The sequence below is a fragment of the Burkholderia sp. BCC1993 genome (genome assembly GCF_905339865.1).
In the GTDB taxonomy this organism is placed as follows: Bacteria; Pseudomonadota; Gammaproteobacteria; order Burkholderiales; family Burkholderiaceae; genus Burkholderia.
Genome location: NZ_CAJPGZ010000006.1, coordinates 61,853 through 83,574, shown reverse-complemented (window position 1 = coordinate 83,574; position 21,722 = coordinate 61,853). Strand labels below are relative to the sequence as shown.

Below are 21,722 nucleotides of genomic sequence, written 5' to 3'. Positions count from 1 at the left end.
TGAACTCCTTTGCTTCGTCGATGAAACGATACGGATCGCTGCGCGGTGCCGCGCGAACACGGACATCGGCAATCAGGCCCAGCCGCCGTCGACCACCACGTCCTGCGCGGTGATCATCCGGCTGTCGTCGGCCGCGAGAAACAGCGCCATCCGGGCGAGATCGTCCGGCAGCAGCTCCGCTTCGATGCACTGGCCGGCCTTGATCGCCGCCCGGCCCGCGTCGTCGAGCCACAGCCTGCGCTGCTTGTCGGTCATCACCCAGCCGGGCACCAGCGAATTCACGCGGATCCCGAACGGGCCGAGATCGCGCGCGAGCCCGCGGGTGAGGCCCTGCACGGCTGCCTTCGCCATCACGTAGACGGGATAGCCGCCGTTCTTCAGCATCCAGCTGATCGAGCCGAGGTTGATGATCGCGCCGCCGCCGCGCTGCTTCATGTCGTCGATCACGGCCTGTGCGGCGAAGAACTGGTGGCGCAGGTTCACCGCGATGCCCGCGTCGAACGACGCGGGCGTCACGTCGCCGATCGCGTGGCGCGTGTCGTTCGCCGCGTTGTTCACGAGCACCGCGATCGCGCCGATCCGTGCGCGGATCGCATCGATCGCATGGCGTAGCGCGTCGATGTCGGTGAGGTCGCACGGGAGGAACAGCGGTGCGTGACGTACGTCCGGCGCCTGCGCGAGGCTTTCCGCGAGCGCCTGGCCCGCCTGTGCGTCAAGATCGACGAACGCCACGCGCGCGCCCTGCCGCGCGAAGTGCTCGACGAACGCCGCGCCGATGCCGGTCGCGCCGCCCGTGATCAGCACCGCGCGATCCTCGAGGCTCGGGTAGCGCGCATAACGCGCGTCGCCAGCGGCGAGCGGATCCTGCGCGGATGTGTCGATGGTCATGCGAATCGTCTCCGTGAAATCGGTCAGTCGCGTACGCCGCGGTTCTTCAGCTGGTCGAGCAGCACGGCCGCGAGCAGGATCGCGCCGCGCACCAGGTACTGGTAGAACGCGTCGATGTTCAGCAGGTTCATCACGTTCTCGACGGTGCCCATGATCAGCACGCCGATCACGACGCCCGAGATCGTCGCGCGGCCGCCCATCAGCGACACGCCGCCGAGCACGCACGCAGAGATCACGTTCAGCTCGAAGCCCTGTGCGGCGTTCGGCTGGCCCGACGTGATGCGCGATGCGAGGATCACACCGGCGAGCGCCGTCACCGCGCCCTGGATCAGGAAGATGTATACGCGCGTGCGTTCGACGTTGATCCCCGCGAGGCGCGACGCCTCGGGGTTGCCGCCGATCGCGAGCGTGTTGCGGCCGTACACGGTCTGGTTCAGCAGCACGCCGAACACGATGAAGCACAGCAGCGTGACCCAGATCGGCAGCGACACGCCGAAGAGCGTGAGCCCGCCGAGCGCGATGAAGGTATCCGACGACACGCCGACCGCCTGCCCCTTCGACACGATGAAGCCGAGCCCGCGCACGATTTCCATCGTCGCGAGCGTCGTGATCAGCGCGTTGATGCGCAGGTACGCGATCACCGCGCCGTTCACGAAGCCGATCGCGGCGCCTGCCGCGACCGCCGCGACGATCGCGACGAACGTGTTGTCGGTCGCGTTCAGTACCATCGCGCACAGCACGCCGGAGAACGCGACGGTCGAGCCGATCGACAGGTCGAAGTCGCGCGAGGCCAGACAGAACATCATCGTGCACGCGACCATCCCGATCTGCGAGATCGACAGCGCGAGGCCGAGCATGTTGTCGATCGAGAAGAAGTGATCGACCGTCAGCGACATCGTCAAGAACATCACCGCGAAGATCGCAATGAGGCTGTATTCGGTGAGGTGCTGCCACCACTTCTGGCGGTCGCTCTGCTGCGGTACCAGCGCATCGGCCGACGGCTTCACGGCTGCGCTGGCGAGGTTTTCCCTGACTTGCATGGTTGTGTCTCCTGCTCCTGCATCGCGCGGCCCGCGCCGCGCGTGATCGATTCGAATGTCCTGCGTCGCCCGCGGCGACCTCACACTGCGTCAGCCGCCTCGACGACGCTGGTCTGCGGCAGCGCGAGGCTCAGCACCGCATGCTCGTTCGCCTGTTCGCGCGGCAGCTCGCCCGCGATGCGGCCTTCGCGCATCACGACGATGCGGTCGGACACGCCGAGCACTTCCGGCAGCTCCGACGACACCATCACGATCGCGCAGCCGCGCTCCGCCAGCCGGTAGATCACGTCGTAGATCTCGTGCTTCGCACCGACGTCGATGCCGCGCGTCGGCTCGTCGAGGATCACGACCTTCAGGTCGGGCTCCGCGAGCCAGCGCGACAGGATCGCCTTCTGCTGGTTGCCGCCCGACAGGAAGCGGATCTTCTGCCGCCGGTTCGGCGTCTTGATCTTCAGTCGCTGGATGAAGCGGTCGGCCGTTTCGCTTTCGGCCTTGCGGTCGATGAACAGGCCCGCGCGCAGCGAATGACGGCGGCAGCTGATGTTGATGTTCTCCGCGACCGACGCCATCGCGATGATCCCTTCCTCCTTGCGGTCTTCCGGGCACAGCACGATGCCGTGACGGATCGCGTCGCCCGTGCGCTTCACGTCGATACGCTTGCCGTCGAGCGTCAGCACGCCCGCGCGCCGGCGGTCGGCGCCGTACACGAGCCGCATCAGCTCGCTGCGGCCCGCGCCGACGAGGCCGAAGAACCCGACGATCTCGCCCGCGCGCACCGAAAAGCTCGCGGGTTCGCGCAGCGCCGGGCCATCGACGCCTTCCGCCGACAACCGCACGTCGCCGAGCGCGCGCGGCGCGTAATGGTAGATATCCGAAATTTCGCGCCCGACCATCTCGGCGACCAGCCGCTCGCGCGGCACGTCGGCAAGCGATTCGTGCGACGCGATCTTGCGCCCGTCGCGAAAGATCGTGCACGCATCGCACAGCCGATAGATCTCGTCCATCCGGTGCGAGATGTAGATCAGCGCGCGGCCCTGCGCGCGCAGGTCGTCGACGAGCTTGAACAGCACCTCGGTCTCGCGATGCGACAGCGAGCTCGTCGGCTCGTCGAGCGCGATCACGCGCGCGTTGCGCATCAGCGCCTTGCAGATCTCGACCATCTGCCGCTGCGCGATCGACAGCCGGCCGAGCTTCGCATCCGGATCGAGATCGACGCCCATCGCCGCGAGCCGCTCGCGCACGTGGCGCTTCGCCTCGCCCTTCCTCACCCAGCCGAGCGCATTCGGCAAGCGGCCGAGCAGCAGGTTCTCCGCGACCGTCAGGTCGGGCACGTACTGCAGTTCCTGGTGAATCACCGCGATGCCGGCCGCGATCGACGCAGCCGCACTCGAGAAATGCACGGGCTGGCCGTCGACCAGCACGCTGCCCGCATCGGGCTGGTATTCGCCGCCGAGAATCTTCAGCAGCGTCGACTTGCCCGCGCCGTTCTCGCCCATCAGGCCATGCACCTCGCCCGCGTGTACGTCGAACGAGATGCCGTCGAGTGCGCGCACGCCGGGAAATACCTTGCCGATATTGTCAAAACGCAGTGCCGCTGACACGTCGTCTCCCCACTTGCAGATCCATCGATCGCCGGCCGCCGCATCGCCGCGGCGGCCGGCGTGCCGCTTACTTCGAGGCAAGCCCCATCTCCTCGCGCACCTTCGACACGTTGTCGCGCGTCGCGAGCATGCCGGTGGTCAGCGTGAGCGGCGCCGGCGCCTTGCCCTGCGTGATCCACGTGTACATCAGCTCGGAGGTTTCCTCGCCGTGCCGCTTCGGGCTGATGATCACGGTGCCGTAGAAACCCGTCGGCTGCGGCTTCTTGAACTCGTTCAGCGCCGAATCGGAACCGCCGATGCCGATGCCGATCATGTTGTCCGCCTTGAAGCCGCGCCCTTCGGCCGCGCGCACCGCGCCGAGCACGGCCTCGTCGTTCAGGCCGTAGGCAACCCAGTGCTTGAACTGCGGGTTCTTGGTGAGCGCGATGTTCGCCGCGTTGAACGCGTTCTCGGTGTCGGTCTTCGCCTGCGGCGCCGCGATCACGTTCGCCTTCGGAAAGCCGGCGGCCACCAGCGCATCGGTCGCGCCGCTCGTGCGGTCGTGCGCGGTCGGCAGCTGCTCGTAGGTGATGTCGATCGCGCCGACGTCCTTCATGTTCCAGCCGCGCTTCTTGATCTCGGCCGCGATGCCGTCGCCGACCTGCTTGCCGATGTTGTACGCGGAGATCCCCATGTGCGGCACCGCCTCGATCGGCTTGCCTGCGCCGTCGACGAGGCGGTCGTCGACCGTCATCATCTTCAGGTTGTGCGACTTCGCCTTCGCGACGATGCCCGGCCCGAGCTTCACGTCGGGCGTGCAGATGATGAAGCCCTGCGCCTTCTGCGCGGACAGGTTGTCGATCGCGCTCATCACCTTCTCGCCCGACGGCGCGCCGATCTTCACGAGCGTGAAGCCCTTGTCCTTCGCGGCCATCTCGGCGAACTTCCATTCGTCCTGGAACCACGGCTCTTCCGGCTGCTTCACGAGGAAACCGATCTTGACCGGGTCGGCCGCGTGCGCAACCGGGCTTCCCATCACCACCGCGGCCGCGGCGGCCAGCGTTACGAACGTTCTGCGTTTCATCTCCAGTGTCTCCTTGTCTTCATCGAACGGAATGCAGCCGCTTGTTGGTTTCGACGCAGCGTGCGCGCGGCCGTCGCACGTGCGGTCTGTCGAATCGTTGCGTCAGTCGTGGTACAGCGCCGCGCGCCCGCCGTCGACGGTGATGCACGCGGCATTGATGAACGGCGCCTCGTCGGACGCGAGAAACACGGCCGTCATCGCGACTTCCTCCGGTTTGCCGATCCGCTTCATCGGCTGCAGCGCGAGCGTCTCGGCGCGCGCCGCGGCCGGGTCGGCCTGCGCATCCCACCAGTCGCGCGTGAGCTGCGTCTCGATGTAGCCGGGCGCGATCGCGTTCACGCGCACGTTGCGCGCCGCGTATTCGATGCCGAGCGCACGCGTGAGGCCCAGCACGCCGTGCTTCGCGACCGGATACGGAAAGCAGCCCGGGATGATCCGGAACGCATGCGTCGACGCGATGTTCACGATGCTGCCGCGGCCGCGCTCGACCATTCCCGGCAGCGCCGCGCGGCAGCCGTGCCACACGCCGTCGAGGTCGACCGCGAAGCAGCGGCGCCAGTCGTCGTCCGTCATCGTCAGCGGATCGGCGAACACGTTGATGCCCGCGTTGTTCACCAGCACGTCGAGCGGGCCGAAAGCCGCTTCGGTCTGCGCGAGCGCGTCGCGTACCGAGTCCTGCCGCGCGACGTCCGCGTGCAGCGCCCGCACGCGCGCGCCGCCGACCTCGGCGGCGAGCGCCGCAGCCGTGCGCTGCGCCTGCGGGAAGTCGAGGTCGACGAGCGCGACGGCCGCGCCCTCGCGCGCGAACGCCTGCGCGATCGCGGCGCCGATCCCGCGGCCCGCGCCCGTCACCATCGCGACCTTGCCCGCGAGGCGTTCCATCATGCGGCTCCGCTGCGCGCCGCGCGCAGGCCGGCCTGGAACGCACGCGCGTTCGCCGCGGTCGTGTCCGCCGACTGACCGGGTCGGTACAGCGCCGAACCCAGGCCGAAGCCGTTGGCGCCTGCCGCGAGGAACGGCTGCATGTTGTCCGGCGTAATCCCGCCGACCGGAAGCAGCGGCACCGCGCGGTCGATCACCGCGCGCCACGCCTTCACGACGGGCACGCCGAGCTGCTCGGCCGGGAACATCTTCAGCACGTCGGCGCCGTTCGCGAGCGCGGCGAACGCCTCGGTCGGCGTCGCGACGCCCGGTGCGCTCGCGAGCCCGCGCTCGCGCGCGCGGCGGATCACGGCCGCGTCGCTGTGCGGCATCACGATCAGCGTGCCGCCCGCATCCTGCACGCGGTCGACGAATTCGGCGCGCAGCACGGTGCCCGCGCCGACGATCATGTCGTCGGGCAACGCGCGGCGCAGCGCCGCGATACTGCCGAACGGATCGGGCGAGTTGAGCGGCACCTCGACGATCCGGAAGCCGGCTTCATGCAGCGCAAGGCCGTGGTCGACAGCTTCCGCGGGCGCGATGCCGCGCATGATCGCGATCAGCGGGCACGCGTCGAACGCGCGCATCAGTGCCGCGTGCGGCGTGTACGGCGCGGGCAGCGTAAGGTCGGACGACATCAGCGGTTCCTCTTCAATCGGTTCATTGGTCGGCGCAGACGGGCTCGCCGTCCGCGCGCACGAGTCCGGCGCGCGACGCGATCCACCACAAGCCGCGCTCGGTCGCCTGGGCGACGACGCGTGCATGCGTGCAGCCGAATACGCTCAACGCGTCGACGTAGCGCGCACACAATCCGTCGTCGCCGATCAGCAGCAGCGGCTGGTTCGCGAGCGCGACACCGCGCTCCGCGAGCATCGCGTCGAGCGCGTTCAGCTCATGGCCGATCAGCAGCCCGGACAGATAGTCGCCCTGCGCATCGGGCGCGAGCCGGTCGGTCAGGCCGAGCGTGCGCGTGCTGAAGATCGTCGCGAGCAGCCCCGCGCGCTGCGCGCCGCGGGCCACTGCGACGCCGCGCGCGAACGCCGCGCGGTCGGGCGACGCGCTCGCGCGCATCGTGCGGCCGAGGATCGTGTGATCGCGCAGCGCCGCGAACAGCTCACCCGTCATGAAAGTCTGGAAGCGCTCGATGAGCCCGTCCTTAACCCATGCCCACTTCGCATGCGTGCCCGGCAAGCCGATCAGTACACCTGAACGATCAGCATCAAGCATGGGATCGTTCGCGAGTGCACCGAATATCTGCGTTTCTTCGCCGCGCATCACGTCGGGCAATTCGCCCGTCGCGATCACGCCCGGCACGATCGACACCGTCGTGCCGCGCGCCGTCGTCACCGTGACGAGCCCCGCGACGAGCGCGTCGGCGCCGGCCGGCACCGCGACGTACGGCGCCTCGCGCCAGCCCTGCGCGCTGCCGACCATCCCGGCCGCCAGCACCGGCACGCCCGGCGCGCGGTCGAGCCAGTCGCCGCACGCTTCCTCGAACACGACGTCGAAGGCACGCGCGCCGCCGGCCGGCACGTGCATCACGCCTGCCGCGCGGCTGCGCGTGTCGAGCAGCGCGCCGTGCGCGTCGAACAGATACGCGCGCAGCGACGTCGTGCCCCAGTCGAGCGCGATCAGCGACGGGGCGGCGGTGTTGGCGTCCGGAGCGGTCCGGGTCGAATGGGTCATCGTTTGATCCTGCGGGTACCCTGCGGCGGGCTCCAGCCCAGTTCCGCGGAAATGGCTCGCGCTTCGCGCTGCACGAGCGGAATCAGTTCGTCCATCCGGTCGTGCGGCATGTACGGGATCGTGCTCGCGACCGATACGGCGGCGACGATCGCGCCCGACGCGTCGCGGATCGGCGCGGCCACGCAGCGGATCGACGCTTCGTTTTCCTCGAGATCGAACGTGTAGCCGCCGGCCGCGTAATGCGCCATGCGCTGCAGGAACGCGCTCGTCTCGGGCCGGTTGTCCGGCTTGAAATTGACGCCGGCCAGCGCGCGCCGCGCGGCTTCGAACAGCGAGCGCCACCGGTCCGGATCGAGGTCGAGCATCATCGCCTTGCCGATGCCGGTCGACGCGAGCGGCATCCGGTGGCCGACGCGCGAACGCATCTCGAGGCCGCGCGTGCCGGGAATCTTGTCGATGTACAGCACGTCGTCGCCGTCGCGCACGCCGAGGTGGATCGTGTCGAGCGTCGCTTCGGCGAGCGCCTCGAGGTGCGGCCGCGCAACCGCCGTGAGCGGCATCTGCTCGAGCGCGATCGTGCCGAGTTCGATCAGCTTCGGGCCGAGCAGGTAGCCGCCCTGCACCTGGCGCAGGTAGCGCGCCTGCACGAGGCTGCTGACGAGGCGGTGCGTCGTGCTGCGCGTCGTGCCGAGCGCGGCGCCGATCGCACGCATGTCGCGCGCGCCGTTCGCGATCGCTTCGAGGATCGCGAGGCCGCGCAGCAGCGTCTGCGTGCCGGCCTGCTGCGCGGCGAGGTCGAGCGGCGTGCTGGTCGCGCCGATGCTGTCGGTCAGCGGCGCATCGTCCGGCGTCGCGCGCCGGGCGTCGAGAGCAAGGGTATCGGGCATCTTGGTCATGGAACGGGCTTCTTCAGCGGAATCGGTATAGCCGCTGTCGCGAGGCCGGAACGAAGTCGGGCGTCGCGGCAACGCGGCGGTCGATGCACCGAGGAAAGCGCCCGGCGAACGTCATGGAAGGTGTCTCCGTGTGCGTCGGGCGCCGCGCGATGCGTGGGTCCGAAGCTGTCGATGTGCTTCGGATTGTAGGAGCGCACGCACTCGCCTCCAATATTTGAGTGCGTTGTCCAGATAATGAGAAAAGCGGCAGAAGCCGCGGCATTCGGCGCGGAACGGCCGCGCCATGCGCACGGGGGCGGAACCCGACGCGTCGCGGGTCCCGCCCCCGTTATCCGCGCGGCGTGCTTACTGCTGGTTCGTGCTGCGCGCCTGCATGTAGCGCTGCACGTCGGAGAACGACACGCGGCCGCTACCGTTCGCGTCGATCTGCCGGAAGTGGTTCGCGACGTAGCCGAGGCCGGCCGCGCGCGCCTGCGCTTCGGTGATCGAGCCGGTGTTCTGCGTGTCGGCCGCGCCGAACTGCCGCGCGAGCTTGCGCACCACCTGCGCGTGCAGCGCGGCGCCCGTCGTCTGCGTGCCGGCGGTCGGCTTGCGCGCGGCCGGCGGCACGTACGGATCGCCGAGCTGCGCCTGGCGCGCGCGCGCCGGGGTGGCGGCGTCGCTCGCCTGCGCGAACGCGGACACCGATGCGGATGCTGCAACCCCGGCGCATGCGAGCGCCGCGGCAACGACGATGAAACGTTTCTTCATGTCAGGCTCCAGTCTGGAATGAGGTCGTCGACGGCCGGCGAACGGCACCGCCACGGGCGCGCGTCGCCAGGCCCGCACATCGCATCAGTGCGCGGCCGCGTTGTAGAAAGTCACGAGGTCGGCTTTCTCCTGCGGACGCGACGTATCGTCGAGATAGACCATGTGTCCACCCTGATAGTCCTTGATCGTCAGGTTCGGTTGCGTGCCGAGCCGCGCGAGGTCGAGCTCGGTCTGGTAGAACGGCGTCGCGATGTCGTGATACCCGTTCAGCGACAGCACCTTCAGCGACGGATTCAGCGTCAGCGCAGCCGCGAGATCGGGAATCGTGTCGGGCATCGCGAGGCCGTCGTGCGTCCAGTCCCAGGTCTGGATCGCATTGCTGCTGAGCGAATACGCCGACTGCGCGCTGTACTTCAGCACGTTCGGCAGGTAGCTGCCGATCGTGTCGGTGAACGGCTTCGTGATGAACGTGCTCGACGGGTCCCCGTCCGCCGCGAGCGGGCTCGACGACGGCACGTTCACGCGTGCGTCGTAGCGGCCGATCAGCGTGCCCGGGATCAGCGCCACCTGGAAGCTGTTGTCGAAGAAGGTCGGGACCACGTTGAAGTCCGCATTCCACAGCGACTGCTTCACGCCGGTCGAATTCACCATCGTCGTGACGAGCGTCGGCTGAGGCGGCGTGTGGCTTGCGAGATATGCGTTCACGGCGGGCGTGTAGCTGCCGGCCGTCAGCTGGCGCATCTGGTCCGCGTACTGCGGCAGGCTCGACGGGTTCGGATTGTCGAGCTGGTAGTACGCGCCGACGGTGCCGTAGGACGGCACGAAGCCCGCGCAGCTCACCGGGCTCGCCCCGTTGTTCGAGTTGCCGACATAGTCGCTCGCCATGTCGCAGTTCGCGTTGTAGTTCAGGATCGACGACTGCAGCACGATGCCGTCGAGCTTCACGCCGGCCGTCTCGAGCAGGTTCGCGAGCACGTCGGTGCGCGGCGTGCCGTACGACTCGCCGAACAGGTATTTCGGCGAATCGTTGCGCCGGTTCACGGCGATGTAGCGCGTCACGAAGTCGCGGAACGCGCCGCCGTCCTGGTCGACACCCCAGAACGTCTGGTTCGTGTTCGGTGCGATCGCCTCCGAGAAGCCGGTGCCGATCGCATCGACGAACACGAGGTCGGTCGTGTCGAGCAGGCTTTCCGCGTTGTCGACGAACGGGAATGTCGAGCTATTCGCGTTCGGGTCGCCCGTCTGGATCCGCTTCGGACCGAACGAGCCGAGATGCAGCCACACCGATGCGGAACCGGGGCCGCCGTTGTACAGGAACGTGACGGGCCGCTTCGCCGCGGGCTGGTTGTCCGCGGTGTACGCGATGTAGAAGAACGAGGCTTCGGGCGCGCCCGTCTGCGGATTGCGCGCGACGAGATGGCCGGCGGTGGCCGTGTAGCGAATCGTCTTGCCGTTCAGCGTGATCTGGTGATGGGTGACGGCGGCCTTTTCGACCGCGGCGGACGCGTCGAGCGACGCGGTCGCGCTCGATGAATAACTGTTGGGATCGTTGTACGGCCTGTCCACCTGAGCGGCGGGATCGGCTGAATTGTCGGTACCTGCTGCCGAGGACGGGGTCACGTCGTCGTTGCAGGCCGTCAGAATCAGCGAAGAGAACACAACCCCCAACCACAGCTTCGCTTTGCTCGCTGGCATCGTTGCTTTCCTTCTCTCGAATGTTTTTTTGTGTCGAGCAGCCGGGTGAGCCGCCCCCCGCCTCGATTGCGGCCGATAAGCCGAGGCGCCGGCCAATATACGCGAGCGGGTCGGCTTTGAAAAATTTGGAAATATTCGATCGGCGGCCGGTGCAGTGCACACCTTTCAGGAATGCTTCGATTCGCGAACCGTCGCTTTTCAGTCGCCTTTCGATTGCTCTCGTGTTTACTCGGGAGCACTAAAAATCACGCGGATTTCGTGCCATATCGGCAAACAAAATTCCATGCGCGCGGGCATTGCTCAGCAAAGCGAAATAGACGAATTCGTCTAATGGATGCGGCCCGAAATGCGGGCACCACGAACGCGCTGCAGCGCACCAATGGCGCACCGGCGACGGAACGGACAATGCGACGGCGCGGGTGCGCCGCTCACTGCGATTGCGGAAGTTCGGCCGCGCCCATCCGGCGGGCAATGACGGCCGCGCGCTGCGCCTGGTAGGCCGAGCCGCGGTGCGCGTCGAACCAGCGCGGCTTCGGCAGCATCACCGCGAGGCGCGCCGACTGCCACGCGCCGAGCCGGCTCGCGGGAATCCTGTAGTAATAACGGGCGGCGGCCTCGGCGCCGTACACGCCGCGGCCCCATTCGACCGAATTCAGGTAGATCTCGAAGATCCGCTCCTTGTCGAGCACCGTCTCGAGCATCCACGTGATGATCAGCTCCTGCCCCTTGCGGATGTAGCTCTTCTCGCGCGACAGGAACAGGTTGCGCGCGAGCTGCTGAGTGATCGTCGAACCGCCCGCGACGATCCGGCCGCGCGCCTTGTTCTTCTCCCATGCCTGCAGGATCGCGTCGACGTCGTAGCCGTTGTTGGTCGCGAAGGTCGAATCCTCCGACGCGATCAGCGCGCGCTTCAGGTTGCGCGAGATCTGGTCGTACGGCACCCACTGGTGCTGGATCCGCGCGGGCGGGTTGTCGTGCGACAGCCACCATGAGTCGGTACGCATGAACGCGGTCGAACCGGGATTGATCAACGACCACAGCGCGATCTGCACGAGATAGAACAGCTGCGTCGCGAGCCACGCGCCCGCGAACACCGAACCCGCATAGACGATCCAGCGGGTCGGGCTGACCGTCCGCGTGCGCTGCGTGCCGCTTACCGCCACCACCTGCCGCGCTCCGCTCAGGCCACCGCGAGCGCCTGGCGCAGCGCGGCCAGCACCGGTGCGCCGTCCGGCCGCACGCCGCGCCAGATGAAGAACGATTCGGCCGCCTGCTCGACCAGCATCCCGAGCCCGTCGGCCGTGCGCGCGCCGAGCGACGCCGCATGCTGCATGAACACCGTCGGCTGCGCGCCGTACATCATGTCGTACGCGAGCGTGCCCGCGCCGAACGCGGCCGCGTCGCACGCCGGCAGCGCAGCATCGAGGCTGCCTGCCGTCGCGTTGACGATCACGTCGTACGGCTCGGCACGCACGGCGTCCGGGCCACCGCCCGACAGTACGCAGCCGGCATCGTGCGCGGCCTGCGTGAACTGGCCGACGAGCGCCTCGGCCTTGCTCGCGGTGCGGTTCACGATCGTGATCGACAGCGGCGCGCGCTCGAGCATCGGCAGCACGACGCCACGCGCCGCGCCGCCCGCGCCGAGCAGCAGGATGCGCGCGCCCGCGAGCGACACGCCGAGATTCAATTCGATGTCGCGCACGAGGCCGACGCCGTCCGTGTTGTCGCCGTAGATGCCGCCGTCGGCATCGATGCGCAGCGTGTTCACCGCGCCCGCCGCCGCCGCGCGCGGCGACAGCGTGTCGGCGAGCGCATGCGCGTCGAGCTTGAACGGCACCGTCACGTTCGCACCGCGTCCGCCTTCGGCGATGAACGCACGCACGGCGGCCTCGAAGCCGTCGATCGGCGCGAGCCGGTGCTCGTAGACGATCGCCTCGCCCGTCTGCGCGGCGAACTGCGCGTGGATGAACGGCGACTTGCTGTGCGCCACCGGGTTGCCGAACACCACATAGCGGTCGGCGCCGCTCGTCGACGCGGCTGCGTTCATGATGCGCGCCCCGCTTCGCTTGCCGCGCTTTCCTGGCTGTTGCCGCTCGCGGCCTCGTCGCCTGCGGCCGTCGCGCCGTCCGCTTCGGCCAGTGCTTCGGCCTCGGCTTGCGCCGACGCGTCTTGCGCATCGACCAGCGTGTCGTCGCCGCCTTCGTTTTCGTTCTCGTCTTCGTCGTCCGCCGCGTCGCCGCTCGTCACGGTCGGCGCGTCGAGCACGTTAAGCAGCCGCACCGACGCCTCGATCGTCAGCTCGTCGAGCGACATCACGTCGAGCAGCACGCGCGTGCCGCGCGCATGCACGCCGAGCCCCGGCACGTGCAGCAGCAGCGGAATTTCCTCGAGGCGCACCAGATCGCCCTTCACGACGCTCGCGACGACCTGCTTCTTCTGCTCCTGCGCGAGCCAGCGCAGGCACCAGAAGTACTCCATCCGGCGCTGGTAGTCGGCGTACGCGGTATAGGTGTCGTCGAAGCCCTGCACGACCGCGTACAGGTCGGCGTCCTTCGGCTTGAACGGCGCGGCGAGCTTCGCAGTGACGCCGTGCTGCACGCATGCCAGCAGCTGCCACTGGTTCACGAGGTCGACGTAACGGCGCAGCGGCGACGTGCTCCACGCGTATTGCGCGACACCGAGGCCTTCGTGCGGCGCGGCTGTCGTCTGCATCCGCGTGCGCTTCGGGCCCGGCGCGCCGAAGCCGCGCTGCGAGCGGTAGATGCCGGGCACCGTGTGATCGTGCAGGAACGCACCCCACGTCGAGTTCGCGAGGATCGCGAGCTCCGACACGATCAGGTCGAGCGGCGAGCCGCGGCGACGCGGCGTGATCGTCACGTGCTCGCCTTCGACGTAGAAGTTGTAGTCGGTGTTGCGCTGCACTTCGCGCTTCAGGCCGTAGCCCGCGCGCGCGACCTGGCGCTTCTCGAACAGCGCCTGCGCGAGCGGCCACAGCACGGCGATGTCGTCCTTGTGCGGGTAGTCGCCGGTGCCGGCCGCGAGCGTCTCTTCGTTGACGAGCTCGTCGAGCGTGTTGTGGCGCAGGTTGTTCTTCACGAACACGAGTTCGGCACGCGTCTCGTTCGCGACGATGTCCTGCGTCTCGCGGTTGACGATGATGTACAGCGACAGCGCCGGGCGGTAGTCGCCTTCCTTCAGCGTGAACACGTCGACCACGTCGTCCGGCAGCATCGTGATCTTGTCGCCCGGCATGTAGACGGTCGACAAGCGCGCGCGCGCGATCGCGTCGACCGCGTCGCCGCGCACGATGCCGAGCGCCGGCGCCGCGATGTGCACGCCGATCCGCACGCGACCGTCGGACAGGTGCTCGACCGAGAACGCGTCGTCGATTTCGGTCGTCGTGATGTCGTCGATCGAGAACGCCTCGACGTCCGCGCGCGGCAGGTCGTCCGGCAGCGGGCCGACCGTGACGGCCGGGAAGCCCGTGCCGTGCGGGAAGAATTCCGCGAGGAAACGCGCCTCGTGCAGCGCCCGCGGCGACGCGATGCCGCCGCAGTCGAGCATCAGCCGCGCCGGCGACACGCCGCGCGCGCCGGCCGCCGCTTCCATCGCCTTGTATTCGATCGCATTCTTGTCCGGCCGCGTCAGCAGCCCGAGCACCTTGCCCGCGAACGCTTCCGGCAGCTTGCCGGCCTTCAGTTCCTCTTCGTACTGCGCCTGGACGAGCGCCTGCTGGCGCTTGCGCTCGAGCGACGCGAGCGCCATCTTGAGCTGCTCTTCCGGCGCGCGCTGATACTGGCCGCGCCCCTTGCGGCGGAAGTAGACGGGCGAGCCGTGCAGCCGCAGCACCAGCGCCGCGCGCTCGACCGGACCGTAGGTCGCGCCGAAGTATTCCGCGGCCAGCGCCGTATACGCGAATTCGTCGGCCGGCGCGCATTCCCACAGGAAATCCAGGTCGATCTGCTGCGCGGCCGTGTCGGCTTCCTGCATCAGCTCGCTCGCGGCCGGCTTCTCGAATTCGATCAGCACGTCTTTCGCGCGCACCTTCGCCCGCCGCCCGCCGGGCAACTCGACCTGAAACGCGTCACCCTGGCGCGACAGCACGCTGCCCGCCTTGAAACTGCCCGATTCCTCGAAGAAAACGTTCACTCAGTACTCTCGTTCAGACTGCCGGGCGCCGCATCGGCGGCGCCACATGATGATGGGAATTCGATCGGCATGACGCCGGGTTCATGACGTTCGGTCGTCGCAAAAAGCGAGAACGTCGTCGACATAGTCGGCAAATTCGCTGATTCCGTGGTCGCTGCCTTCGATCACGCGCGTTTTCGCGCCCGGGTAGTGGGCGAGCATCTCGCGGTAGTCCAGCACTTCGTCGCCCGTCGCCGCGAACAGATAGTAGCGTTCGGGCCGCGAAATCGCCGGCACGCGCAGCGCATCGAGCTCCTGCAGGTGATGGCGTTCGACGACGATCGACCCGCCGCCGTGCCACAGCGGCTGTTCGCCCAGATGCTGCTCGAGGTCGCGCTGCGGCACGATCGCCGGATTCAGCAGCACCGCCTTCCAGCCGTGCTTTTCGGCGAGCCAGGTCGCATAGTAGCCGCCGAGCGAGCTACCGATCACCGTCACGTCGCGCACCCCGGCCACCTCGGCTTCCGCGACGGCGATCGCGTCGAGCGGCGACACCGACAGCGACGGGCAGCGCCATTCGGGCGTGCGGCCGAGCTCGGCCATGCGCGCGGCGAGGAGCCGCGACTTCTGCGACTCCGGCGACGACCGGAACCCGTGCAGGTACAGGATCACGCGCGGCTCCCGAGCGCGTCGAGCAGCTTCTGGTGCACGCCGCCGAAGCCGCCGTTGCTCATCACGAGCACGTGGTCGCCCGGGCGCGCGGCCGCGACGACCGACTTCACCAGCAGATGGAGATCGTCGAACGCGCGGGCCTTGTCGCCGAGCGGCGCGAGCGCGTCGCCGAGGTTCCAGCCGAGCGCGTCGCGCCCGGTCGGCGCGCCGTAGCCGAACACCAGGTCGGCGTCGGCGAGACTGGCCGGCAGTTGCGCCTTCATCACGCCGAGCTTCATCGTGTTCGAGCGCGGCTCGAGCACCGCAAGAATGCGGGAGTTTTGACGGCCGATGCGTGCACGAAGGCCGGCGATCGTGGTTTCGATCGCGGTCGGATGGTGCGCGAAGTCGTCGTAGACGGTTACCCCATCCACGCTGCCGCGCACTTCCATGCGCCGCTTCACGTTGCGAAACGATGCGAGGGATTCGGCGGCCTGCGCGGGCGGCACGCCGACGTGGCGCGCGGCGGCGATCGCCGCGAGCGCGTTCATCCGGTTGTGGTCGCCCTGCACCTGCCACGCGACTTCACCGACACGCTCTGCCTGCGAATACACCGCGAACCGCTCGTCGACCGGTACGCCGTCCTCGGCCGGCAGTGCCTGCCAGCCGCCGTCGACGCCGAAGCGCTCGACCTCGCTCCAGCAGCCGCGCGCGAGCACGCGCTCGAGCGCGTCCGAGCGGCCGTTGGTCACGATCCGGCCGACGCCCGGCACGGTGCGCACGAGATGATGGAATTGCGTTTCGATCGCGGCGAGATCCGGGAAGATGTCGGCGTGATCGAATTCGAGATTGTTCAGCACCGCGGTACGCGGCCGGTAATGGACGAACTTCGAGCGCTTGTCGAAGAACGCCGTATCGTATTCGTCGGCCTCGATCACGAAGAAACTCGAATCGGTCAGCCGCGCCGACACGCCGAAGTTCAGCGGCACGCCGCCGATCAGGAAGCCCGGGTTCAGGCCGGCATCTTCCAGCAGCCACGCGAGCATCGACGACGTGGTCGTCTTGCCGTGCGTGCCCGCGACCGCCAGCACCCACTTGCCTGCCAGCACGTGCTCGCCGAGCCATTGCGGGCCGGATACATAAGGCAGGCCGCGATCGAGGATCGCCTCCATCAGCGGGTTGCCGCGCGTGACGACGTTGCCGATCACGAACAGGTCGGGCTTCAGGTCGATCTGCTCGGCGCCGTAGCCCTCGATCAGCGTGATGCCCTGCGCCTCGAGCTGCGTGCTCATCGGCGGATAGACGCCCGCGTCGCAACCCGTCACCGTGTGGCCGGCCTCGCGCGCGAGCACGGCGAGACCGCCCATGAAGGTGCCGCAGATGCCAAGAATGTGGATGTGCATAGATGAATGCTTTCGCGCCGCCGGGCGCCGTCGATTCGGAAAGAATGGTCTGCGGCACGCCGGACAGGCCGCCCGGCCAACGACTTTCGCCGCGACACAAAGACCGCCATTGTAACTGACGGCCCGCCGTGCCCGGCGGCCCGAACGATGGATCCGGACGCCGCGCGACGCGGTGGGCAGCACGCAGCCGCGCCGCGTTCTGCCGTGGCGGCGATCGAGTATGATTGCCGGATCATGTCTCGCAAACCCCTTGTCGACCCGCGGCGCGCCCGCGAGGAAATCGCCCAGTCCGCCGCCCGCCTGATCGCGGAGGACGGCCTCGATTACGCCAGCGCGAAACGCAAGGCCGCGCGCCAGCTGTTCGACGATACGCGCGTTGCCGGCGAATGGCTGCCGGATAACGACCTGATCGAGGAAGAACTGCGCGAGTACCTCGCCCTGTTCCAGAGCGACACGCAGCCGGACGAACTGCGCCGCCTGCGCGAGGTCGCGCTCGACTGGATGCGCCGGCTCGCCGAGTTCAATCCGTATGTGACGGGCGCGGTGCTGCACGGCACCGCGAACGCGCATTCGGACATCCATTTGCAGATATTCACCGACAACCCGAAGGACGTCGCGATCTACCTGCTGAACCAGAACGTTCAGTACGACGTGTCCGAGACGCGGCATTTCGCCGGTCGCGCCGACGTCGAGACGCTCAGCTTCCTGTGGCGCCCGCGGCGTGACGTGGACGCGATCGGCATTCACGTCGCGCTCTACGCGAGCGACGACCTGCGCGGCGCGGTCAAGGCCGACGCGCGCGGCCGGGTCGCCCGCGCGGACGCCGCCGCATTGCGTGCGCTCCTCGAAGCCAGCAACGCCCCTTCCGAACCGGAATGATTCAACGATGATGATGAAACGCATGTTGCCGCTCGCGCTGGTCGCGGCCGTCGCCGTCGCCGGCGGGCTCGCCGCCGGCCACTGGTTCCGCGGCGGCAGCGCCGATGACGGCGTCGCCGTCGCCGCGCCCGCTGCGCAGGGCAGCCCGGTCGACCAGCTGTGGGCCGCGCCGCTGACCGGCGTCGACGGCAAGCCGGCGTCGCTCGCTTCCTTCAAGGGCCAGAAGGTCGTGGTCAATTTCTGGGCGTCGTGGTGCGGCCCGTGCGTCGAGGAGATGCCGGAGCTCGTCGCGCTGTCGCACCAATACAAGCAGAAAGGCATCCGCTTCATCGGGATCGGTGTCGATTCCGACCAGAACGTGAAGAACTTCCTGCAGAAGGTGAAGGTCGACTATCCGGTTTTCGTCAGCGGTTATGCGGGCGCCGATCTGGCCCGTAATTTCGGAAATACCGCCGGCGCGCTGCCGTTTACGGTCGTCATCGACGAAACCGGCAAGATTCGCGAGACAAAATTAGGACAAATCCAACCGGCCGAGCTGAAAAAGACCCTCGACGCGTTGTGATCGCCCTGAACGGCGGCCCGCGCGTTGGCGGCGATTTGTACGTCGATCGCCGCAATTTCACGTGAATTCGCTGATACTTTGCAGCCGCACCGGTAATTCTTGCAGGTCCGGCGCGCCCGGCCGTTCGGCAAAACTAGACAAATTTCTCTAAATAGCGCTAAAGTTCGCGCAATTCCGCAGAAATAGAAGCGACCATGACACGATTGCTGGTGCTGCACGGCCCCAACCTGAACCTTCTCGGCACCCGGGAACCGGAGGTGTACGGCCGCGTCACGCTCGCGCAGATCGATCAGGCGCTTGCCGCGCGAGCTCAGGAAGCGGGCGCCGAACTGTCGTCGTTCCAGAGCAACCATGAAGGCGCGCTCGTCGACCGCATCCAGGCCGCGCGGGAGGAACAGACCGATTTCATCCTGATCAATCCCGCCGCGTATACGCACACGAGCGTCGCGATCCGGGACGCGATCGCCGGCGTCGGCATCCCGTTCGTCGAGGTTCATCTGTCGAACGTGCACCGCCGCGAAGCGTTCAGGCACCACTCCTACTTTTCCGACCAGGCCGAAGGCGTGATCTGCGGGCTCGGCTGGAAAGGTTATCTGTACGCGCTCGAGTACGCGCTGGACAAGCTGCAAGGCGCGTCGCGCGGCTGATTTCGCGATCTAGATTCAGCGCCGGTCCCACCGGCGCTTTCACGTATTGAAAGGGGAATTCCCGATGGATCTTCGTAAGCTGAAAACTCTGATCGACCTCGTTTCCGAATCCGGCATCTCCGAGCTGGAAGTCACGGAAGGCGAAGGCAAGGTGCGTATCGTCAAGAACGCGCCGCCGGTCTACGTGCAGCAGACGGCTGGGTTTGCCCCGCAAGTCAGCATGCCCGCTCCGTCGGTCGCGCTGCCGACCGAAGGCGCTGCCGCGGCGGCAGCAGGCGCCGCCGCCGCACCGGCCGTCCCGCAAGGCCACGTCGTGACGTCGCCGATGGTCGGCACGTTCTATCGCGCGCCGTCGCCGGGCGCGGACCCGTTCGTCCAGGTCGGCGACACGGTCAAGGAAGGCCAGACGATCTGCATCATCGAAGCGATGAAGCTGCTCAACGAGATCGAGTCGGACAAGGCCGGCGTGATCAAGGAAATCCTCGTCGAGAACGGCCAGGCCGTCGAATACGGCCAGCCGCTTTTCGTGATCGGCTAAGCCCGCCGCGCGGCCGTCCGGCCGCGCACCGCCGATGCTCGCCAGGCGCCGTTCGCGCGCCCCTCGAAGAGACGAATACTCGCTATGTTTGAAAAAATCCTCATTGCCAACCGCGGTGAAATCGCGCTGCGCATCCAGCGCGCGTGCCGCGAGCTCGGCGTCAAGACGGTGGTCGTCTACTCGGAAGCCGACAAGGAAGCCAAGTACGTGCGCCTCGCGGACGAAGCCGTCTGTATCGGCCCGGCCCCGTCGAACCTGAGCTACCTGAACATGCCGGCGCTGATCAGCGCCGCGGAAGTCACCGATGCCGAGGCGATCCACCCCGGCTACGGCTTCCTGTCGGAGAACGCCGATTTCGCGGAACGCGTCGAGCAGTCGGGCTTCACGTTCATCGGCCCGCGCCCGGAAACGATCCGCATGATGGGCGACAAGGTCACCGCGAAGCAGACCATGATCAAGACCGGCGTGCCGTGCGTGCCGGGTTCGGAAGGCGCGTTGCCCGACGATCCGAAGGAGATCGTGAAGATTGCGCGCGCGATCGGCTATCCGGTCATCATCAAGGCAGCGGGCGGCGGCGGCGGGCGCGGGATGCGCGTCGTGCACACCGAGGCCGCGCTCGTCAACGCGGTCAACATGACCCGCGAGGAAGCCGGCCGTGCGTTCGGCAACCCGCAGGTGTACATGGAGAAGTTCCTCGAGAACCCGCGCCACATCGAAATCCAGGTGCTGTCGGACGCGCACAAGAACGCGATCTGGCTCGGCGAGCGCGACTGCTCGATGCAGCGCCGTCACCAGAAGGTGATCGAAGAAGCGCCGGCGCCCGGCATTCCGCGCCGCCTGATCGAGCGCATCGGCGACCGCTGCGCAGACGCGTGCAAGAAGATGGGCTATCTCGGCGCGGGCACGTTCGAATTCCTGTACGAGAACAACGAGTTCTACTTCATCGAGATGAACACGCGCGTGCAGGTCGAGCACCCGGTGTCGGAGATGATCACGGGCGTCGACATCGTGCAGGAACAGATCCGCATCGCGGCCGGCGAGAAGCTCGCGCTGCGCCAGCGCGACATCGAGTTCCGCGGACATGCGATCGAATGCCGGATCAACGCGGAAGATCCGTTCAAGTTCACGCCGTCGCCGGGCCGGATCACGTCGTGGCATACGCCGGGCGGCCCCGGCGTGCGCGTCGACTCGCATGCGTACAATGGCTATTTCGTGCCGCCGAACTATGATTCGATGATCGGCAAGCTGATCACCTACGGCGCGACGCGCGACCAGGCGATCCGCCGGATGCGCATCGCGCTGTCGGAAATGGTTGTCGAAGGCATCCAGACCAACATCCCGCTGCACCGCGAGCTGATGATCGACTCGAAGTTCGTCGAAGGCGGCACCAGCATCCACTACCTCGAACACCGGCTCGCCCAGAAGCAGCAGGTCGCACCGGAAGAAGCGTAAGCATGAGCTATCGCGAACTCGTCGTCGAACTGGCCCGTGAGCACGCGGAGGCGCTGTCCGACGCGCTGCTCGACCTCGGGGCGCTGTCGGTGTCCGTCGAGGACGCCGACGCCGACACGCCCGACGAACAGCCGCTCTTCGGCGAGCCCGGCCTCGTTCCCGAACGCACCGCGTGGCAGCACTCGCGCGTGATCGCGCTGCTGTCGCCCGATCACGACCCGGCCGTGCTGCTCGCGGCGGCCGCGAACGGGATCGGGGTCGCCGAGACGCCGAAGTTCGACGTGCGCGAAGTCGAGGAACAGGACTGGGTGCGGCTCACGCAGTCGCAGTTCGAGCCGATTCCGATCGGCGAGCGGATCTGGGTCGTGCCGTCGTGGCATGACGCGCCCGACCCCGACGCGCTGATCCTCGAACTCGACCCCGGCCTCGCGTTCGGCACCGGCAGCCACCCGACCACGCGCCTGTGCATGGAATGGCTCGAACAGTCGGTGAAGCCCGGTCTGTCGGTGCTCGACTACGGCTGCGGCTCGGGCATTCTCGCGATCCTCGCGCAGAAATGCGGGGCGAACCCCGTGGTCGGCATCGACATCGATCCGCAGGCGGTCGAATCGGCGCGCCAGAACAGCGAACGCAACCATGCGGAAGTCACGTACGGGCTGCCCGATGCGTGCCCGGCCGGCGAATTCGACATCGTCGTCGCCAACATCCTGTCGAACCCGCTGAAACTGATGGCGTCGATGCTCGCATCGAAGGTGAAACCGGGCGGGCGCATCGCGCTGTCGGGCGTGCTCGCGCGCCAGGCGGACGAAGTCGCGGCCGTCTATGCGCGCTACGTCGACATCTCGGTCTGGCGCGAACACGAAGGTTGGGTATGCCTCGCCGGAACCCGGCGGGAAAGCCATTAGAATAGCGCTGTCCTTCA

The 21,722-nt window shown here is 67.8% G+C and carries 21 protein-coding genes; 6 read left to right on the top strand and 15 right to left on the bottom strand.

Translation table 11 applies throughout. The features are described from left to right. Positions 1-72: 72 nt before the first annotated feature. The 15 genes from U4Y91_RS11345 to mpl all read right to left on the bottom strand — a co-directional run bounded on the left by U4Y91_RS11345 (position 73) and on the right by mpl (position 16,722). Positions 73-888: an SDR family oxidoreductase gene (locus U4Y91_RS11345; RefSeq protein ID WP_321805139.1), complete on the bottom strand. Its 816-nt coding sequence runs from the start codon at positions 886-888 to the stop codon at positions 73-75. A gap of 23 nt (positions 889-911) precedes the next feature. Beyond that, positions 912-1,928 (bottom strand): L-arabinose ABC transporter permease AraH, encoded by a 1,017-nt coding sequence (gene araH, locus U4Y91_RS11340; protein ID WP_044844185.1) that lies wholly within the window; start codon positions 1,926-1,928, stop codon positions 912-914. Positions 1,929-2,008: 80 nt separating this feature from the next. Next, positions 2,009-3,529 (bottom strand): L-arabinose ABC transporter ATP-binding protein AraG, encoded by a 1,521-nt coding sequence (gene araG / locus U4Y91_RS11335; protein ID WP_321805138.1) that lies wholly within the window; start codon positions 3,527-3,529, stop codon positions 2,009-2,011. A 67-nt stretch (positions 3,530-3,596) separates the two neighbouring features. Then, the gene (locus tag U4Y91_RS11330; protein WP_321805137.1) at positions 3,597-4,592 is read right to left on the bottom strand and encodes an arabinose ABC transporter substrate-binding protein; all 996 of its coding nucleotides are present in this window, start codon (positions 4,590-4,592) and stop codon (positions 3,597-3,599) included. A gap of 102 nt (positions 4,593-4,694) precedes the next feature. Then, the gene (locus U4Y91_RS11325) at positions 4,695-5,474 is read right to left on the bottom strand and encodes an SDR family oxidoreductase (RefSeq protein WP_321805340.1); all 780 of its coding nucleotides are present in this window, start codon (positions 5,472-5,474) and stop codon (positions 4,695-4,697) included. Then, positions 5,474-6,151, bottom strand: a complete 678-nt coding sequence (locus U4Y91_RS11320) for a 2-dehydro-3-deoxy-6-phosphogalactonate aldolase (protein ID WP_321805136.1) — start codon at positions 6,149-6,151, stop codon at positions 5,474-5,476. The genes U4Y91_RS11325 and U4Y91_RS11320 overlap by 1 nt, the downstream gene beginning before the upstream one ends. 22 nt (positions 6,152-6,173) lie before the next feature. Then, complete coding sequence (locus tag U4Y91_RS11315) at positions 6,174-7,199, bottom strand: 2-dehydro-3-deoxygalactonokinase (RefSeq protein WP_321805135.1); 1,026 nt, start codon at positions 7,197-7,199, stop codon at positions 6,174-6,176. Further along, positions 7,196-8,095, bottom strand: coding sequence for an IclR family transcriptional regulator (locus U4Y91_RS11310; protein WP_044844190.1), 900 nt, complete (start codon positions 8,093-8,095; stop codon positions 7,196-7,198). Before U4Y91_RS11310 ends, U4Y91_RS11315 begins: the two co-directional genes overlap by 4 nt. A gap of 345 nt (positions 8,096-8,440) precedes the next feature. Further along, positions 8,441-8,845: a hypothetical protein gene (locus tag U4Y91_RS11305; protein WP_044844191.1), complete on the bottom strand. Its 405-nt coding sequence runs from the start codon at positions 8,843-8,845 to the stop codon at positions 8,441-8,443. An 84-nt stretch (positions 8,846-8,929) separates the two neighbouring features. Continuing rightward, complete coding sequence (locus U4Y91_RS11300; protein WP_321805134.1) at positions 8,930-10,540, bottom strand: S10 family serine carboxypeptidase-like protein; 1,611 nt, start codon at positions 10,538-10,540, stop codon at positions 8,930-8,932. Between the two features lie 428 nt (positions 10,541-10,968). Continuing rightward, positions 10,969-11,706, bottom strand: a complete 738-nt coding sequence (mtgA, locus tag U4Y91_RS11295; protein WP_321805133.1) for a monofunctional biosynthetic peptidoglycan transglycosylase — start codon at positions 11,704-11,706, stop codon at positions 10,969-10,971. A 14-nt stretch (positions 11,707-11,720) separates the two neighbouring features. Beyond that, on the bottom strand, positions 11,721-12,587 hold the full coding sequence (gene aroE / locus U4Y91_RS11290; RefSeq protein WP_321805132.1) for a shikimate dehydrogenase: 867 nt from the start codon (positions 12,585-12,587) through the stop codon (positions 11,721-11,723). Continuing rightward, positions 12,584-14,689, bottom strand: coding sequence for an RNB domain-containing ribonuclease (locus tag U4Y91_RS11285; RefSeq protein ID WP_321805131.1), 2,106 nt, complete (start codon positions 14,687-14,689; stop codon positions 12,584-12,586). Before U4Y91_RS11285 ends, aroE begins: the two co-directional genes overlap by 4 nt. Before the next feature lie 81 nt (positions 14,690-14,770). Then, a complete protein-coding gene (locus U4Y91_RS11280; protein ID WP_321805130.1) occupies positions 14,771-15,340 on the bottom strand; it encodes a YqiA/YcfP family alpha/beta fold hydrolase in 570 nt (189 codons plus the stop codon). Further along, on the bottom strand, positions 15,337-16,722 hold the full coding sequence (gene mpl / locus U4Y91_RS11275) for a UDP-N-acetylmuramate:L-alanyl-gamma-D-glutamyl-meso-diaminopimelate ligase (RefSeq protein WP_321805129.1): 1,386 nt from the start codon (positions 16,720-16,722) through the stop codon (positions 15,337-15,339). The genes U4Y91_RS11280 and mpl overlap by 4 nt, the downstream gene beginning before the upstream one ends. A gap of 234 nt (positions 16,723-16,956) precedes the next feature. Between mpl and U4Y91_RS11270 the strand changes: the two genes are divergently transcribed. From U4Y91_RS11270 to prmA, 6 genes are all read left to right on the top strand, one after another. Then, the gene (locus U4Y91_RS11270; RefSeq protein ID WP_321805339.1) at positions 16,957-17,601 is read left to right on the top strand and encodes a UDP-N-acetylmuramate--alanine ligase; all 645 of its coding nucleotides are present in this window, start codon (positions 16,957-16,959) and stop codon (positions 17,599-17,601) included. 7 nt (positions 17,602-17,608) lie between these two features. Then, complete coding sequence (locus tag U4Y91_RS11265; RefSeq protein ID WP_321805128.1) at positions 17,609-18,163, top strand: TlpA disulfide reductase family protein; 555 nt, start codon at positions 17,609-17,611, stop codon at positions 18,161-18,163. Between the two features lie 194 nt (positions 18,164-18,357). Then, complete coding sequence (gene aroQ / locus U4Y91_RS11260; protein WP_040143361.1) at positions 18,358-18,810, top strand: type II 3-dehydroquinate dehydratase; 453 nt, start codon at positions 18,358-18,360, stop codon at positions 18,808-18,810. A gap of 64 nt (positions 18,811-18,874) precedes the next feature. Further along, entirely contained in the window at positions 18,875-19,348 is a 474-nt protein-coding gene (accB, locus tag U4Y91_RS11255) for an acetyl-CoA carboxylase biotin carboxyl carrier protein (RefSeq protein ID WP_321805127.1), read from the top strand. A gap of 84 nt (positions 19,349-19,432) precedes the next feature. After that, positions 19,433-20,800: an acetyl-CoA carboxylase biotin carboxylase subunit gene (gene accC / locus U4Y91_RS11250; RefSeq protein WP_044844200.1), complete on the top strand. Its 1,368-nt coding sequence runs from the start codon at positions 19,433-19,435 to the stop codon at positions 20,798-20,800. A gap of 2 nt (positions 20,801-20,802) precedes the next feature. Continuing rightward, positions 20,803-21,705 (top strand): 50S ribosomal protein L11 methyltransferase, encoded by a 903-nt coding sequence (prmA, locus tag U4Y91_RS11245; RefSeq protein WP_321805126.1) that lies wholly within the window; start codon positions 20,803-20,805, stop codon positions 21,703-21,705. Positions 21,706-21,722 lie beyond the last annotated feature (17 nt).